Source organism: Pseudarthrobacter sp. H2 (assembly GCF_050157045.1).
Taxonomy (GTDB): domain Bacteria; phylum Actinomycetota; class Actinomycetes; order Actinomycetales; family Micrococcaceae; genus Arthrobacter.
In genome coordinates this window covers 550,163-563,904 of the sequence record NZ_CP189594.1, presented here as the reverse complement: position 1 = coordinate 563,904, position 13,742 = coordinate 550,163, and the positions used below count along the sequence as shown (strand labels likewise).

The window sequence follows — 13,742 nt, the reverse complement described above, 5'->3', positions numbered from 1 at the left end:
ATGATTAGGTTCCGGGCAGGAAGTCCACCGCATCGGCATGATCGGCAGCGGGGTGCGACAGCTGTTGAATTTGCCCTCATTGTTCCCTTGCTCATGTCCATGGTCCTTGGGGTGATCGACTTTGGGATGGCGTTGGGGCAAAACATCAGCCTGCAGAGCGCGGCGCGGGAGGGCGCGCGGCAGGGTGTGACGCAAGGCGACGTCCTCGCGTCCATCAGCCAGGCGAAGGGCCTGCTGGACGATGCCCAGCTCCAGGCTGCGTTCAAGGTGGATTCCTCGGCAGGGGCTCCCGGCGTCATGGTTGTCTGTCTGCGCTACCCGCAGTCGTCCCTGTCGGGTTTCTACTCCTGGGCACTCGGCGGCTTCTTCGAGGCCAAAGCCGTCATGAAGATGGAAGGCACCGCGGCAGTGGCAGCGGGCGCAAAGAATGGAGGATCATGCACTCCGTAACGCCAGGATCGACCCGGGACCGCCGTCGTCACATCGAACAGGAAGAGGCCCGAATGAACCGCAAGGATCCGCGCAGCCGGGCGTTCCGGGAGCGCGGAGCCGCTACGGTGATTTTTGCCCTGATGCTTCCCGTGCTCTTTGGGTCGATTGCCCTGGCGGTCGATTTCGGCCGGCTGGTCTACGAGCGCCAGCACCTGAGTAACGCGCTGGACGCTGCCGCGCTGGCGGGTGCGGCCTCGCTCCCCGCCAACCCGGTTGCCGCCGAGGATGCTGCGGTGGCGTTTGCCAAGGCCAACGACCCTGAAGCGGTCCCCACGGTCTCCTTCTCGTGCGTGGTCGCTTCCTCCGGGGCCGCCAAGACCGTGGCCAGCGGCTGGTCCAGCGTCTGCGACCCCGGACCGATCACCGGGGCCAAGTGCAACGAGACGATCTGCGCGATCCCGTGCACCCCGGGAAGCGGTCACACCTGCAACACGATCACCGCGACCGCTGCCAAGGCTGTCCCCTTCTCCTTCGCCCCCGCGATCGGGATCAACACCGGAAACACCGGGTCGCTCACCTCCGCTGCGTGCAAGGGGTCGTGCGGCGCTCAAAGCCCCAACCCCATGGACGTCGCCATAATCGCTGACCGCACCAGCAGTATGAGCGACCAGAACATCATTGACATGAAGATCGGGATTAAGAACACTCTCCTGACCATGTCCAAGGATCAGCAGTACGTGGCATTTGGAACCATCCACAGGAGCAGCCCCATCGTCGGCGGTTGCCAGACCAATCCGTCCGGCTCTGCCACTACTGGCCCTTGGATTCCGGTTCCGTTCTCGTACGACTACAACAATCCAGGCCCTACGCCGACCGCCAACGGCAGCAGCACGCTCGTCCAAGCAATATCCTGCTTGAACAAGTCGTCGGGCTTTGGCACATACCTTGCAGCGCCGTTGAAGGCCGCCGCACGCTACGTGCTCGATCCCATCAACCAGGTGGGCCTGCCCGCGCGCACTGGAACGGCGCGCAAGGCCATCATCCTGGAAACGGATGGCCAGCCGAACGAGACCAATATGCCGGGTACCACGGCAGTAGACGATTCCCGGGACGTCGGCAGTTCAACCGCTGCAACCGCCTGCGACAATCTGAAGGCCGTCGCGGCTGATGCAAAGAGCAAAGGAATCCTCGTCATCACGGTCGGCTTCGGAGCCGCGAATACCGCACCCTGCGGCGCGTCACTTGTTCGCGACGTCCTCGCCGCCGCAGCATCGAAGGACCCCCAGGGCAACTTCAGCGACGCCGACAACGACTGCCAGTCCCAGGCGAAGAGGAATACGGAAAACTTTGACGGAGACTACTTCTTCTGCGCCGACACCGGAAACGAGCTCGGTCCGATCTTTGTCTCGGCGATCAATGCGATCAGTGGGAACTCCCGCCTGGTCCGGATACCGTCATGACGGCCTGTCCTGCACGCGCCCGGCCGCACACCCTGCCGCAGCCTTCTCGCGGATTACCGCAAGGTTTCCGCAGAAACCCCCGGCGTGCGGTGGGTCCGCGGGATCAGGCGGTAGCGTAGGCACATGTCATTTCTTGCCACCGCCCCGGACGATGGACATGCGGGCACGTACCCGGGTCCCGAGGCCTCAGCCCGCGGGGCGGGACCGGCCGAGGGGGCTGCGCCCCTCGTCGACCCGGCAACGCTCCAGGAGCTGGGGGCACAACTGGACAACCCCGTCGTGGCCAACGACTTCGCGAGGGACTACGCCAGGATGTGGGACCACCGCTACAGGTCCCTGGCTGCGGCCCTTGACCGCGGTGACGCAGCCGGATCCCTGGACGCCGTACTGAGCCTGAAAATATCCTCGGCAATGGTCGGCGGCCTCTGCCTGGCCGGCCTCGCCGGAGAGCTTGAGGATGCCATCCGATGCGGCGACATGGACCGCGCGCGGTCGTTCCTGCCTGAGGTGGCAGATCGTGGCAGGGAAACAGTGGACGAGCTGCAGGCCGGCCATGATGTCAGGGAAAGCTAATCCCGGCCGGGTGCGAGCCGGTACCCCACGCCACGGACGGTCTGGAGCCAACGCGGCTGCAGCGGATCCTCGCGCAGCTTCCGCCTGAGGTTACCGATGTGCACTTCGACGGCGCGTTCATCCGATTCGCTGATGTACGCATCCTCGCGGTAATGCTGCCCCCGCACCACCCGGACCAGTTCGGCCTTGGAGCGGACAGCACCGCCCGCCTTCAGCAGCGCGAGCAGGAGATCGAACTCGCTGCGGGTCAGGCTGGCCGGCACACCGTCAAGGGCGACCGAGCGGGTGTCCGGATCCAGCGCGAGCCCGTTGTGGCGCAGCACCCGGTCCGGGGACAGCGCAGGCCCGCGTCCCGCCGGGCCGTCCCCGGGGCCCGGCGCCGGCCTCCCGGCAGCGGCTTCCTGCCGTGGCCGCCGCATCATCGCGGCCACCCGGGCGCGCAGTTCGCGGGGCCGGAACGGTTTGGCCATGAAATCGTCGGCACCCGTGTGGAGTGCCGTCAGCGTGTCCAGCTCGTCAGTCCGCGCCGTCAGCATCACGACGTAGGCGTCGCTGAACTCCCGGATCCGGCGGAGGACCTCGAACCCGTCAATATCGGGAAGGCCCACGTCCAGGGTGACGACGCTGGCTTCCCGGCGGCGGACCACATCGACCCCTTCCCGCCCGCCGGCGGCGGTGTGCACTTCAAAGCCCGCCTGGCTCAACACGGCTTCAACAAGGTTCCGAACGTCCTCATCGTCCTCAACGACGACGGCGACTCCGAGCTCGCTCATGGCCCCCCTCCCATCTGGCATTGCTCCCCAACACATTGCGGACGCGCGGGTATTGTGACCGGCATCAGACCGCGCGGCTCTGTCAGAATACCCACGCCGGAGGGAAGATGCCGTTGCGGCACGGGCCGGGCCACAAAAACTTTAGTTACGTGCCAAGCTGCGTGACGGGAGATGTTAAATTGAAGCGGGAGGAAAGGGCGCGGCTTCGTTGACTGAACAGCAGTGGGTCCGTCATGCGGACGGATGCTTCCGGGCCCTGGTCCCGCAGGCGAGGGTGGTGGCGTGCCAGCTTCCGTTGACCCTCATCATCGCCGGGCTCTATATTGCGGCTCCCGTGGCCTGGCCCGGGCTGCTGGACGGCGGCCTGTGCCTGTCGGCGCTGGCCCTCCACACAATGCTCATCCTGGCCTGCCTCACCGTCCCCTGGCAGCGCTTCGGCCCGCTGGCTCCGCTCATCGTCCCTGTCGCGGACCTCCTGGTCATCGGCCTTATCTGCGCTGCCAACATCGAGAACCTGCCGGACCCCGGCGTGTTGTCGGTCCTTCCCGTGGTCTGGATCTCGGCCTCCCGCCTGTCGTCCCGGGCGAGCATTTCGTTGAGCTTCGCCGGCACCCTGCTGGCCGGCCTGCCGTACGTTTTCGCGCCCGGTCCCGCGCCCGCGCAGGTCCGGCTCGCCGGGGTACTCCTGCTGCCGCTGATGATGCTGGCCGTCTCCCTGGCCATGCGGTTCGCCAGGGCCCAGCTGCGCAACCAGCAGTCGCGGATGGCGTCCAAGGAGACCGAACTGCAGGCCCTGCTCGCGGACAGCCGGGATCGCGAGCGGCTGCTGAACACAATCCTGGACACGGTCGACGTCGGCATCGTGGCGGTCGACGCCGAGGGGCACCGGCTGCTGACCAACAGCTGGCAGTCCCAGCTGGAGGCCTCCGCGGCACGGTCCGGCGTGGCGGATACCGTCGCGCCGGATGCGCCGGATACGACGGAGGACGTGCCGGTGCTGACCGGCCAGGACCGGCAGACGCCCCTCCCCCAGGGGCGGCGCCCCATCCGGCGCGCGCTGAAGGGCGAATCCTTTGCCGACTACCTGGTGTACTTCGGCGAGGCGCCCGCCGGCAGGGTCCTTTCCACGGGCGGACGCCCGCTCAAGAACGACGACGGCGGCTTCCGCGGGGCTGTCATCGTGTTCAACGAGGTCACCGGCCTGGTCGAAGCCCTCGCGGCCAAGGAGGACGTGGTCTCCACCGTCTCGCACGAATTCCGTACGCCCCTGACCTCGATCATCGGCAACCTGGACCTGGTGCTCGGCGACGCGGAGGATCTGGCTGCTCCGGCCCTCCGCCGGATCGAGGTGGCCCAACGAAATGCCGAGCGGCTGCTGGCCCTCGTCTCGGATCTGCTGCTGTCCGCAAATTCGGCCGTCCATGTCTTTCCCCGCCGGACCGACCTGGCCAGCCTGGTGGAGGCCAGCCTCGGCTCGGCGCACGCCCATGCGGAGTCATCGAAAGTCGCCCTCTCCATGGACGTGCCCGCCCCGCTGTGGGCCCATGTGGATCCGCTTCGGATCAGCCAGGCCCTGGACAACCTGGTCTCCAACGCCATCAAGTATTCGCCCGACGGCGGCTCCGTCAGGATCTCGGCGAGCACCGAGAACGGCTGGGTACGGCTCCAGGTGGTGGACGACGGCATGGGCATGACCGCCGCGGATGCCGGACGCGTGTTTACCCGGTTCTTCCGGAGTCCCGCCGTCCGGGAGGGCTCGATTCCGGGGGCCGGCCTCGGGCTGTCCATCACCAAGGCCATCGTGGAAGGCCACGGCGGATCCATCTCCTGCACCACGCTGCCGGGCTGTGGCAGTACGTTCACCCTGGAGCTTCCCGCCGAGGGCCCGCCGCCGGCCTTCTAGCCGCCCGCCATCCGGCCGCCGGAGATCCGAGCTGCGGAGATCCTAGCTGCGTGGGTCGGTTGTGGTTCGGCGGTTCCGCGGGTTTGAGCCGTGATGGCCCGGGGCCGGGTCTCCTTTTCCTGGAAAGGAGACCCGGCCTCTTGGAGTTTTCGCGAAAGAAAGCCTGGAAGGCTCCTACGGGGCGCGGTTCGGTGCTGCAGCTTCGGTCCCGGGACACCGTCCCCCGGCCGTGTTCAGGCGGTCGAAGTAGACGAGGCTTTCATCGGCGGCGTTGTCCGCGGGAAGCCCGGACTCGGTCCTGGCAAGATCTCCGTGCTGATCGCCGCCGAGCATCTGGACCACAACAGAATCGGTCGCATCCGCCTCGAGCCCGGGCCTGCCGACCGTAGAATCGCGCTGGTGAAATTCGGCCAGCGTGTCCTCGCCCCTGGTTCCACTATCCGCACCGACGCAGCGACACAGCTGAGGCGCTTCGCCAAGCTTGGCTACGAGCAGGAATACTTCACTCAGTTCGGCTCGGACATCCCGGCACACGTCAACATGCCCGCAGTGCACATGGCTGGCCTCTCAGCTCAAGCGCGGGATTGACGGCACTCTCCACCAGGGCATCTCCCGGGAACAGCCGGGCTACTATCTGGACGAGTTCACATTCCGCTTCAACCGCAGGACATCGGCCAGCCGCGCGGGCTGTTGTTCTACCGGCTACTCCAACAGTCCGTCAATAGCGCGCGGACCGAAGTGAGCATGGCTGTATATCTGGATCGGTTTGGCCTTCGGCGACGGAGGTGAGTTCCCCGTATGGTCGTCGCCGTGTTCTTGGGTCTCCTGTTAGCGTTTGGTGGACCCTAGCGTATGCGCGCGATGCGATCCACAGCGGCGTGCATGGCATCTGTCGCGGCGTTAGCCATCTTGGCTCGCGCGTCGGGATCCTCAATTATTTGGGCAATTTCATTAACTGCCAAGGCGGCGAGGAGATCGCGTTGGGGAGCAGTGATTCCCCGTACGAGAGCGAGCCAGCCGGGGTCGACCGGTACGGGTCCACGGCCGGGAATCCATACCTTGCCGGGACTATTATCGATCAGTCCGAACAGGATATAGACAAGACTGACGTATTTCTCGTTCTTTACCCGGAGGGACTGGTCTATAAGAATCGCCCGCAGGTCAGGCATCACGCCGATACGGTCACCGGGAGGGTTCGCGCTTGCGGTGTTGAGGGTGGGTGAGCTCATCATATTGCGGAGGCCTTGCGGGTGGAACACCTGGCCGTCCTGGCTCTTGCGCCAGGACTGAAGCAGGACTGCCGCACCCGCCACTATTGGAGAGGCGCCCGAGGTGCCACTGAATTTGGGGGTATATTCGGTCGTTGATGTGCCTTGCCACCCGTCGCCCGTTGTGTCGATATTGTTGCCCCAGCCGTAGCAGTCGATTCGGCTCCCATGGTTGGAGAAATTTAGCCGAGAGTGCGGAACGGTCGAGCTTGCAGCGCCGACCATGATTGCGCCGGAATCCCGAAAATCGGGGCTCTGGCGATTGAGGACGTTGCGATTGGCGGAGTCTTGGAAGGTGTCAAGGTCGTGACCGCCGTTTCCGCCGGCTTCGATGACGATGATGCCCGCATCAGCGGCGTGACGAATGGCGTCGAATACCGCCGTCTCCACTTCGACCGGCATGTTTTCCCAGTCACCGATCCTGGTCTGCGCTTCGAGCAACAGCACATCGCCCGCGCTCATCGCCTGCGCGGCAGACAGGATCGCAGCAGCCGAGTTGTAGCTGGCTGGGTCGCGCCACTGCGAGACGACGCGCCCAGCCGCGCCAGGTGCGATTCCGACGTCGCCGACGGCGTTATCGACCGCGAGCACTTCGCCAAGGACAGCGGTTCCGTGTCCGTGATAGTCCGTGCTGACGCCGGAGATGAGGGTGATTTTCGCGGCCGCAAGATCCTCGTGGTCGAGTGTCCAGCCCCGTTCGAGATCGACGAATCGGATGCCTGCACCGTCGGTCAGCGACCAAGTCCACCGCGCGTCGATGCCGGCCGGAGCTGCGCTTAGATAGCCTTGATCCTTGCTGCGCCCATCGTCTGCAGGATTGACGGGCGGCGGCACCGGTCCGCCCTCGACATACGCTGCCTCTACTAGGTCGAGGGTCTCCAGCCTACTCACCACGATGGCTGCCGACGCTCGATCCGGCGTTTCTACGGACAGATAGCGATTGAACGGCGCCAGAGCGGCGGCTCGCAGGTTCTCTTCATCTGCGAAATAGGGCCTGAATTCTGCCTCAGGCACGACGCGGCGGAGCTCGGAGAACAAACCCGCGCTTTTGTCGTGCTCGTTACCCGGGACGCTTGGTAGCACTGCCTCCGCTAGCCTCGGTCTTTCATGAGGGAGTGGCTGGAACGCGTGTTTAAAGCCTGAAAGGTGCCCTGACGTGGGAAAATGTAGTTACCACACAACATTTTTCATGACACATCAGGAGCACCCTGCAGGTGAGTTACTTTACCGGCTTTTACCCGTCTGTCCGTGTTGATTCTTCCGGGGACGGGGTGGTGTCGCAGGCTGGCGGGGTGATCCTGACGTCGATGGTGAAGGGGGCTGGTCTTGGCGCTGGTTTGTCGGAGGCTTTGGAGCCGTGGCGCAAGCCCTTTGCCACGCACGACCCGGGCAAAATCCTCACCGACCTCGCCCTGTCGTTGGCCACGGGCGGCGACAGTGTGTCTGACATTGACCGGCTTCGCAACCAGCCCGAGGTGTACGGGCTCGTGGCCTCGGATCCGACGATCAGCCGGCTGTTCAAGATCCTGGCAACAGTAAAGCCTGCCAGGGCGCTGGCGGCCATCAACGGCGCCCGCGCCAAGGCTCGGGCCCATGTGTGGGCGCAAGCCGGGAAGGATTCACCCCTGCACGCGGTGAGCGCCGGGAATCCGCTGGTCATCGACCTCGACGCGTCCCTCCTGAATTCCCATTCAGAGAAGGAAGACGCCCGTCCAACGTGGAAGAAGGGCTTCGGATTCCACCCGCTGTGTTCCTTCCTTGACCACGGGATTCTGGGCACCGGTGAGCCGCTGGTGACCCTGCTGCGGCCCGGCAATGCCGGCTCCAACACGGTCAGTGATCACATCCAGGTCGTGAAGGACTCTGTCAAACAACTCCCGAAAGGGTACCGGTCGGGGAGGAAGATTATGATCCGCACCGATTCCGCCGGCGGCACGCACGGGTTCCTGGACTGGCTGACTGCCAAGGGTCGCAACTTCTCCTACTCCGTGGGGTTCCCGATCCACGGTGCGGTGGCCGCTGTCCTGCCCCTGGTCGCCAAAGACGGGTGGACCAAGGCGTACGACAGCGACGGGGTTGAGCGTGACGGCGCCTGGGTCGCCGACATCACCGGCATGCTGGACCTGTCCTCATGGCCTGCCGGGATGCGGGTCATCGTCCGCAAGGAAATCCCGCACGTCGGCGCCCAGCTGCGGATCACCGACATCGACGGGCACCGGTACACGGCCATCGCGACGAACCAGGAAAAGGGCCAGCTGGCCACGTTGGAGGTCCGCCACCGGCTCCGGGCACGCTGCGAGGACAGGATCCGCAACGCCAAAGACACCGGCCTGGCCAACCTGCCCTTCCACGCCTTTACCGGCAATGAACTCTGGTGCCACGTGGTCATGCTCGCCGCTGAGATCATGGCCTGGACCCAAATGATTGCCTTCACCGGCACAAAGGCCAGACGCTGGGAGCCTAAGAAACTCCGCGCCAGGCTGTTCGAAATCGGCGGCAAAATCGCCAGCCACGCCCGCCAAACCACCTTGCACCTGGCCGCGACAGCACCGGACGTGACGCTGCTGCTCAAAGGAATGAAACGCCTCGCAGTACTGAGCCCGCCATAACCTGGACCGCCAACCGTCCGCCGCTCATCCAGAAAGCACCAGCATCACTGACCGGTGTGGAACCTGTCACCGACAACCGCCATCAGGCCAGCGGTCCAAATGTCACACCCAAATGCCACCATAGGAACCGTCAGGCAGCCGGTAAGCCCAGACCCACTGGAAACCACGCCTCATGAAAGATCGAGGCTAGCTTCACCACCACGCGAACACGAACGGAAGCAGGATCGAAACGAGGCGACCGATCGTCATCTTCTGACATGGGACATCCTTATTTTGTGCCGGATGGGGCGCGAGGATTCGCCCTGCCGTCAGTTTCCTGAGGTAGGCGCCGGACCCATCCTGTTCCCCTAATTTTGCCGATGGGTCAGAGAATATTGGGGGGAGCGTTACGAAGGCGTTACAGGCGCCTTGCTCGGCATCAGCCGGATCGCGGGTTAGGTGCGCAGGGCCCGGGTCAGCTCGGCCCGGGCCAGCAGCTCGTTATCCGACGGATAGGCCACCTCCTCGAGCACCAGGGGATGGGGTGCCGAGAGCACGGACCTGGCGTCACGCTTCTTCGCCAGCAGCCGCTCGTACAGCCACCCCGGCTCCTCGATGCCGGCGCCCACGAACAGGGCCGACCCCACGAGGGAGCGCACCATGTTGTGGCAGAAGGCGTCAGCCTGGACGGTGGCGACAATGATGCCGTCGGAACCGCGGCTGAATTCAAAGCGCTGCAGTTCCCGGATGGTGGTGGCGCCTTCGCGCGGCTTGCAGTAGGACCGGAAGTCCTGGAGCCCGAGCAGTTCCTCGGCGCCCTCGTTCAGCAGCCCGACGTCGAGCGGTTCCCTGTGCCAGAGGGTGAAGGCGCGGCCCAGCGGGTCCCACAGCGCCGGGCCGTCGGCGATCCGGTAGCTGTAGCGGCGCCAGAGGGCGGAAAAACGGGCGTCGAAGCCAACAGGTGCCAGTGCGACCCGGTGGACCTCGACAGCCCCGGTAAGATCCCCCAGCCCCCGGCTCAGGGCGCCGCGGAGGCGGCGGAGCAGGGCCGCGGCCGGATCGAGCTCGACCCCTCGGTTCAAGCCCAGCCATTCCTCCTCGGTCAGGTCCAGATGGACCACCTGGCCGCGGGCGTGCACGCCGGCGTCGGTCCGGCCGGCCACGGTGACGCGGACCGGCCGGCGGACCAGCAGCGCCAGCGCTTCCTCCAGGACACCCTGGACGGTGCGGAGCGCGGGCTGCACGCCCCAGCCGCTGAAGGGGCCGCCGTCGTACGCAAGATCAAGCCGGATACGCAAAAACCCGCCGCCCCCCAGGACGGGGGCAGCGGGTTTCTGGTGGTTCATAGACTTAAGTCTATAAGAAGAATTCAGCGAATTACTTCGCGTCCTTCTCGGGCTTGGCGGCTGCTTCCTCGGCGGCCGGAGCCTCTTCGGTTTCAGCAGCTTCAGCCTCAGGAGCAGTCTCAGCAGCTTCAGTCTCGACAACCTCAGCTTCAGCAGCTTCGGTCTCGGCGGCCGGAGCAGCCTTGTCGGCATCACGCTTGTCTGCATCACGCTTGGCAGCGGAGGTCGCCTCGGCTACCACGGCCTGCTTCGCGGAAACCGGCTCAAGAACCAGTTCGATGACAGCCATGGGAGCGTTGTCGCCCTTGCGGTTGCCGATCTTGGTGATGCGGGTGTAGCCGCCGTTGCGGTTCTCCACTGCCTGTGCAATGTCGGTGAACAGCTCGTGGACGATGCCCTTGTTGCTGATCAGGCCGAGTACACGACGGCGGGAAGACAGGTCGCCGCGCTTGGCGAAAGTCACCAGACGCTCGGCGTACGGCTTCAGCCGCTTGGCCTTGGTCACCGTGGTGGTGATCCGCTTGTGCTCGAACAGTGCGGCGGACAGGTTCGCGAGCATAAGACGCTCGTGAGCCGCTCCGCCTCCGAGGCGCGGACCCTTAGCGGGGGTAGGCATTATAGTTTCTCCTCATATGGAAGCCGTCGGGCTGCGCACACCATGGTGCATCGAGCCCCGCCGGCCAGGATCTGTTGGTTAGAGCTCGTCGTCGCTGAACGCGGCGTCGTCCTCTTCAATTGCTGCGGCGCGTGCTGCGAGGTCAAATCCGGGAGGCGAGTCCTTGAGGGACAGGCCCAGTTCAACCAGCTTTGCCTTGACCTCATCGATGGACTTCGCACCGAAGTTACGGATGTCCATGAGGTCGGCCTCGGAGCGCGCAACGAGTTCACCCACGGTGTGGATGCCCTCACGCTTGAGGCAGTTGTACGAACGGACCGTGAGGTCCAGGTCCTCGATCGGCAGGGCCATGTCTGCTGCCAGGGCAGCATCCGTCGGCGACGGGCCAATCTCGATACCTTCTGCTGCGGTGTTCAGCTCGCGGGCCAGACCGAACAGTTCCACCAGGGTGGTGCCTGCCGAAGCAACGGCATCGCGCGGGGCGATGGCCTGCTTGGTCTCGACGTCGACAATGAGCTTGTCGAAGTCAGTGCGCTGCTCGACACGGGTGGCTTCCACGCGGAAAGTAACCTTCAGCACCGGCGAGTAGATCGAGTCAACCGGAATGCGGCCGATCTCGGAATCGCCGGACTTGTTCTGAGCTGCCGAAACGTAGCCGCGGCCGCGCTCGATGGTCAGTTCGAGCTCGAACTTGCCCTTCGAGTTCAGCGTGGCGATGTGCAGATCCGGGTTGTGGAATTCGACGCCGGCCGGCGGAGCGATGTCCGCGGCCGTGACGACTCCCGGGCCCTGCTTGCGCAGGTAGGCGACAACCGGCTCGTCGTGCTCGGAGGAAACCGACAGGCTCTTGATGTTCAGGATGATCTCGGTGACATCTTCCTTGACACCCGGAACCGTGGTGAACTCGTGCAGCACGCCATCGATCCGGATGCTGGTTACAGCGGCACCGGGGATGGAGGAGAGCAGGGTACGGCGGAGGGAGTTTCCGAGTGTGTAACCAAAGCCCGGCTCCAGCGGTTCAATAATGAAACGGGAGCGGTTTTCGGAGACGACCTCTTCGGAGAGGGTGGGGCGCTGTGCAATGAGCACTTAGGTTTCCTTTCGGCGAGCATCCGCTATATGACGCAACACAGGTGGTGGAAAAATCGGTCTGAAGACTTAACGCGGCTGGGCCTGCCCGGACCGGTGAGGGTCCGGGCAAGCTCCTGCTGCCGGAAAGACTTAGACGCGGCGGCGCTTCGGCGGACGGCAGCCGTTGTGCGCGGCGGGGGTGACATCCTGGATGGATCCAACCTCGAGGCCAGCGGCCTGCAGCGAACGGATAGCGGTCTCGCGTCCGGAACCCGGTCCCTTGACGAATACGTCGACCTTTTTCATGCCGTGCTCCTGCGCGCGCTTTGCGGCGGCTTCGGCAGCCATCTGGGCGGCAAACGGGGTGGACTTACGTGAGCCCTTGAAGCCCACCTCACCGGAGGAAGCCCAGGAGATGACAGCACCGTTCGGATCCGTGATGGAAACGATGGTGTTGTTAAAGGTGCTCTTGATGTGCGCCTGGCCCAGCGCGATGTTCTTCTTGTCCTTCTTACGCGGCTTGCGAACCGCGCCACGAGTCTTCGGGGGCATTATTTCTCCTACAGAAAGTTATCGGGGAAGCCGAGTTAATCCCTCAGGGATTTAACGGGTCTTCTTCTTGCCGGCGACGGTACGCTTCGGGCCCTTGCGGGTACGGGCGTTGGTCTTCGTACGCTGTCCACGTACGGGCAGGCCCTTGCGGTGGCGCAGGCCTTCGTAGCTGCCGATCTCGACCTTGCGGCGGATATCAGCTGCTACTTCGCGGCGAAGGTCACCCTCAACCTTGTAGTTGCCTTCAATGTAGTCACGCAGCTGGACCAGCTCGGCATCGCTGAGATCCTTGACGCGGATGTCAGCGCTGATGCCGGTGGCAGCCAGGGTTTCGTGTGCACGGGTCTTGCCCACGCCGTAGATGTAAGTAAGCGCAATTTCCAACCGCTTTTCGCGGGGAATGTCTACGCCAGCGAGACGAGCCATAGTGGCAGTGCTCCTTGAATAAACCGGAGGTCGTAGGCAGTACACCCGCACGTTCCGTGCGGCCCCAGCCTCCGACCGGGGGTTAGCTGTCCGGACTCGTTCCTGCTCAATGTCCCAGATCAGCTTGTGCTGCCTTTTATTTACTTGCGTGGGTTAGCAACCCAGGGTTTCCCGGAAGGGAAATTAGCCCTGGCGCTGCTTGTGGCGCGGGTTCTCGCAGATCACCATGACCCGGCCATTACGGCGGATCACTTTGCACTTTTCGCAGATCTGCTTGACGCTCGGCTTGACCTTCATGGCGTTCCTTTGCGTGTTGCAGTTGGTCAGCTGGACCGGCCTTCGGCTGTTGCCTTGGCCGCCCAGTGTTTACTTGTAGCGGTAGACGATACGACCACGTGTCAGGTCGTACGGGCTCAGCTCCACCACTACCCGGTCCTCAGGGAGAATCCTGATGTAGTGCTGGCGCATCTTTCCAGAGATGTGTGCCAGAACGACGTGCTTGTTGGTGAGCTCAACGCGAAACATCGCGTTGGGCAGCGCCTCAGTCACAACGCCCTCGATCTCAATGACCCCGTCCTTCTTGGCCATACCCTCCGCTAACTGTTGTTTGCCACAGCCTTTTCCGATGGACACCGGACATGGCTGCGGACGTTTTGATTGATTGATCGTCACCTACCGGCCGCAAATGGGCGTGGCTGGGCAGACAACCAACAAGCAACATTACTACATAGGTA

The 13,742-nt window shown here is 64.3% G+C and carries 15 protein-coding genes; 6 read left to right on the top strand and 9 right to left on the bottom strand.

Annotated features, from left to right (window positions below; genetic code table 11):
* The 3 genes from ACQCSZ_RS02725 to ACQCSZ_RS02715 all read left to right on the top strand — a co-directional run bounded on the left by ACQCSZ_RS02725 (position 1) and on the right by ACQCSZ_RS02715 (position 2,465).
* Positions 1-450 carry a TadE/TadG family type IV pilus assembly protein gene (locus ACQCSZ_RS02725; RefSeq protein WP_427006580.1) on the top strand — a complete coding sequence of 150 codons (450 nt, stop codon included), beginning with the start codon at positions 1-3 and terminating at the stop codon, positions 448-450.
* A gap of 53 nt (positions 451-503) precedes the next feature.
* Positions 504-1,892: a pilus assembly protein TadG-related protein gene (locus ACQCSZ_RS02720; RefSeq protein ID WP_427006579.1), complete on the top strand. Its 1,389-nt coding sequence runs from the start codon at positions 504-506 to the stop codon at positions 1,890-1,892.
* A 123-nt stretch (positions 1,893-2,015) separates the two neighbouring features.
* Positions 2,016-2,465, top strand: a complete 450-nt coding sequence (locus ACQCSZ_RS02715) for an Hpt domain-containing protein (RefSeq protein ID WP_427006578.1) — start codon at positions 2,016-2,018, stop codon at positions 2,463-2,465.
* Here ACQCSZ_RS02715 and ACQCSZ_RS02710 read toward each other — a convergent pair.
* Positions 2,462-3,238, bottom strand: coding sequence for a response regulator transcription factor (locus tag ACQCSZ_RS02710; RefSeq protein ID WP_427006577.1), 777 nt, complete (start codon positions 3,236-3,238; stop codon positions 2,462-2,464). The two genes, ACQCSZ_RS02715 and ACQCSZ_RS02710, sit on opposite strands and share 4 nt — an antisense overlap.
* A 208-nt stretch (positions 3,239-3,446) precedes the next feature.
* Here ACQCSZ_RS02710 and ACQCSZ_RS02705 point away from each other — a divergent pair, with 208 nt between their 5' ends.
* Complete coding sequence (locus tag ACQCSZ_RS02705) at positions 3,447-5,141, top strand: sensor histidine kinase (RefSeq protein WP_427006576.1); 1,695 nt, start codon at positions 3,447-3,449, stop codon at positions 5,139-5,141.
* Positions 5,142-5,234: 93 nt separating this feature from the next.
* The gene (locus tag ACQCSZ_RS02700) at positions 5,235-5,729 is read left to right on the top strand and encodes a transposase (RefSeq protein ID WP_427008470.1); all 495 of its coding nucleotides are present in this window, start codon (positions 5,235-5,237) and stop codon (positions 5,727-5,729) included.
* A 257-nt stretch (positions 5,730-5,986) separates the two neighbouring features.
* On the opposite strand, the gene ACQCSZ_RS02695 is transcribed toward ACQCSZ_RS02700, so the two are convergent.
* Positions 5,987-7,447 (bottom strand): S8 family peptidase, encoded by a 1,461-nt coding sequence (locus ACQCSZ_RS02695; RefSeq protein ID WP_427006575.1) that lies wholly within the window; start codon positions 7,445-7,447, stop codon positions 5,987-5,989.
* A 176-nt stretch (positions 7,448-7,623) separates the two neighbouring features.
* On the opposite strand from ACQCSZ_RS02695, the gene ACQCSZ_RS02690 reads away from it, so the two are divergent.
* Complete coding sequence (locus ACQCSZ_RS02690) at positions 7,624-9,018, top strand: IS1380 family transposase (protein ID WP_427006574.1); 1,395 nt, start codon at positions 7,624-7,626, stop codon at positions 9,016-9,018.
* A gap of 434 nt (positions 9,019-9,452) precedes the next feature.
* On the opposite strand, the gene ACQCSZ_RS02685 is transcribed toward ACQCSZ_RS02690, so the two are convergent.
* The 7 genes from ACQCSZ_RS02685 to infA form a co-directional block, all read right to left on the bottom strand.
* Entirely contained in the window at positions 9,453-10,343 is an 891-nt protein-coding gene (locus ACQCSZ_RS02685) for a tRNA pseudouridine synthase A (protein WP_427006573.1), read from the bottom strand.
* 31 nt (positions 10,344-10,374) lie between these two features.
* On the bottom strand, positions 10,375-10,959 hold the full coding sequence (rplQ, locus tag ACQCSZ_RS02680) for a 50S ribosomal protein L17 (protein ID WP_427006572.1): 585 nt from the start codon (positions 10,957-10,959) through the stop codon (positions 10,375-10,377).
* A gap of 78 nt (positions 10,960-11,037) precedes the next feature.
* On the bottom strand, positions 11,038-12,048 hold the full coding sequence (locus ACQCSZ_RS02675) for a DNA-directed RNA polymerase subunit alpha (RefSeq protein ID WP_136321891.1): 1,011 nt from the start codon (positions 12,046-12,048) through the stop codon (positions 11,038-11,040).
* A gap of 132 nt (positions 12,049-12,180) precedes the next feature.
* Positions 12,181-12,582, bottom strand: coding sequence for a 30S ribosomal protein S11 (rpsK, locus tag ACQCSZ_RS02670; RefSeq protein WP_246527167.1), 402 nt, complete (start codon positions 12,580-12,582; stop codon positions 12,181-12,183).
* A 51-nt stretch (positions 12,583-12,633) separates the two neighbouring features.
* A complete protein-coding gene (rpsM, locus tag ACQCSZ_RS02665; RefSeq protein ID WP_136321890.1) occupies positions 12,634-13,008 on the bottom strand; it encodes a 30S ribosomal protein S13 in 375 nt (124 codons plus the stop codon).
* A 183-nt stretch (positions 13,009-13,191) separates the two neighbouring features.
* Complete coding sequence (gene rpmJ, locus ACQCSZ_RS02660; RefSeq protein WP_009358722.1) at positions 13,192-13,305, bottom strand: 50S ribosomal protein L36; 114 nt, start codon at positions 13,303-13,305, stop codon at positions 13,192-13,194.
* A 69-nt stretch (positions 13,306-13,374) separates the two neighbouring features.
* A complete protein-coding gene (infA, locus tag ACQCSZ_RS02655) occupies positions 13,375-13,596 on the bottom strand; it encodes a translation initiation factor IF-1 (protein ID WP_011775571.1) in 222 nt (73 codons plus the stop codon).
* Positions 13,597-13,742 lie beyond the last annotated feature (146 nt).